Here is a 2395-nt window from a genome sequence, read left to right on the forward strand (position 1 = left end):
TGGGCATCCACGACGCCGATGTGAACTGGCTCGAGGGCTCGCAGCTCATGCTGTCGGCGCTCGTCGTGCCGATCTTCGCGAAGCTCGGCGACATGGTCGGTCACAAGCGCATGCTGCTCGTCTCCACCGCGCTGACCGCCGCGGCGTCGTTCGCGCTGCCGTTCACCGACTCGTTCGCCGTCTTCCTGATCGCCTGGACCCTGCAGGGCTTCTACGTCGTCTGGCTGCCGCTCGAGATCGCGCTGATCTGGTCGCGATCTCGCGCGACGGGATCCGGCTCCCTCCTGACCGCGCGCGCCGCGGGACTTCTCGTGGCCGCCCTCGAGGTCGGCGCGATCACGGGCGCGCTGGTGGGCGGCGCGCTCGTGGATGCGCTGCCGCTGTGGATCGTGCTGCTCGTGCCTGCCCTCGCCGTCGCGGCGTGCTTCCTGGTGATCCTGTTCGGTGTGACCGAGTCGCCGGTGGTGAACGGCGGGCGCTTCGACACGATCGGCGTCGTGCTGCTGACTCTTGCCCTGCTCGCCTTCACGGGCGGCCTCAGCCTCCTGCGCCTGGACGGAGGCCTGCTCGCGTGGGCGCTCGTGATCGGCGGCGTCCTGCTCATCTGGCCGTTCTCGCTCTGGGAGCTGCGCTCGGCGGATCCGCTCATCGACGTGCGCATGTTCGCGGACTCCGCGCTGTGGCCTGTGTTCCTCACGGCGGGCCTGTTCGGCGTGAGTGTGCTGGGCGCACAGGCGCCGCTGTCGACGTTCGCCCGCACGGATCCTTCGGTCCACGGCTACGGCCTCGGCACGGCGGGCTTCGCCACCTCGCTCATCATCGGCCTGTATCTGATCGCGATGATCGTCGGCGCGCTGCTGTATCCGGTCGTCGCGCGGCTCGCGACGCCACGCGGCGCGCTCATCGTCGCATCGGTGCTCGTCGGCGTCGGGTATCTGCTGTTCCTGCCCTTCCACGGATCGTACGTCGAGGTCGTGCTGAACATGGCGCTCGCGGGAGTCGGCTCCGGCGCCCTCGTGGCGGCGCTGCCCGCTGCGGCCGCCGCCGCCGCACCATCGTGGGCGACGGGACAGGCGACGGGACTGACCAACGGCGTGAAGACGATCGGAGGCGCGATCGCCTCCTGCGTCTTCGGCATCGCGCTGCTCGACGGGGCGCACGCGACGGCCGAGTCGACCGCCGGGTCCTTCGCGGGCTATCTGACCGTCTGGATCGTGTGCGGCGCGACCGCGCTGGTGGCCGCCGCCGCGCTGTTGCTCGTGCCGAAGCGCGCATTCACCGACCCCGACTGACTCGGGGCCGATCAGAGAACGAGCGGATTCGCTCACTGATTTTGCGCGAACGATCACTGCGGTTTATCGTTCGATCATGACCACGAACGAACGACACCGCCGCATCCTGGCGCGCGTGCAGGAGGTCGGCACGGTCACGGTCGCCGACCTCGTCGCCGAGCTGGGCGCCTCGGAGGCCACGCTGCGACGCGACCTCGCAGACCTCGACGCACAGGGACTGCTGCGCCGCGTGCACGGCGGAGCGCGCCGCGCCGAGCTGCGGGGGCTCGAGGAGCCGTTCACCGCGCGCACCGGCGCGAACCCCGACGGCAAGCGGCGCATCGCCCGCGCCGTCGCCGCGATGCTCGCACCCGGGGAGGCCGTCGTGCTCGACAGCGGTACGACGGGGCTCGAGATCGCGCGCGCCGCGCGCGAGCTGCCCCTGCGCGTTGTGCCGCTCTCGCTCGCGGCGCTGGACGTGCTGGCCGAGGGTGAGCGCATCCGAGTGACCGTTCCGGGAGGCGAGCTGCGACCCGGGGAGCGCTCGTTCGTGGGGCCGCTGACAGAGCGCACCCTGGCCGCCCTGCGCTTCGACACCGCGATCATCTCGCCGTGCGCGCTGGACCTCGCGGGCGGCGCGACAGCGTACGACACGGAGGACGCGGCCGTGAAGCAGGCCGCCATGCGCTCCGCCGAGCGTCGGGTCCTGGTGTGCGACGCGACGAAGTGGGGCCGGTCGGCGTTCGCCGCCATCGCGGACCTGTCGGCCTTCGATGTGCTCGTGACGGACCATGAGCCCACGGCAGAGGAGAGCGCGGCTATCGAGGAGAAGCGGGTCGAGGTGGTCGTCGCATGACCGCGCAGAACCGCCGCGCCCGTCGCGCGGTCATCGGCGCCTTCGTGGTCAACGGCTTCCTGCTCGCGACGTGGGTCGTCAACATCCCGGCCGTCCAACAGCAGTCGGGCGTCTCGCACGGCGTGCTGGGCGGATTGCTGCTCCTGCTCGGTCTGGGCTCGTTCCTCGCCATGCAGGCGACCGGATGGGTCGTCGACCGGGCCGGCAGCCGGGTCGCGACCGTCGCGGGCGTCGCCCTGCTCGCGCTCGCCACGCTGCTGCCGCCCCT

General features: G+C 71.6%; 2 protein-coding genes and 1 pseudogene. All 3 read left to right on the forward strand.

Features of this window, described 5'->3' with window-relative positions; translation table 11 throughout:
• On the forward strand, positions 1 to 1292 hold a 1292-nt coding region (locus tag RIF89_RS13975), incomplete at its 5' end, for an MFS transporter (RefSeq protein ID WP_309069689.1).
• 76 nt (positions 1293 to 1368) lie between these two features.
• Positions 1369 to 2127, forward strand: a complete 759-nt coding sequence (locus tag RIF89_RS13980; protein WP_309069690.1) for a DeoR/GlpR family DNA-binding transcription regulator — start codon at positions 1369 to 1371, stop codon at positions 2125 to 2127.
• Positions 2124 to 2395: pseudogene (locus RIF89_RS13985) on the forward strand (MFS transporter); the annotation flags it as partial. The gene RIF89_RS13980 and the pseudogene RIF89_RS13985, both read left to right, overlap by 4 nt.

The organism is Microbacterium sp., assembly GCF_031178525.1.
In the GTDB taxonomy this organism is placed as follows: Bacteria; Actinomycetota; Actinomycetes; order Actinomycetales; family Microbacteriaceae; genus Microbacterium.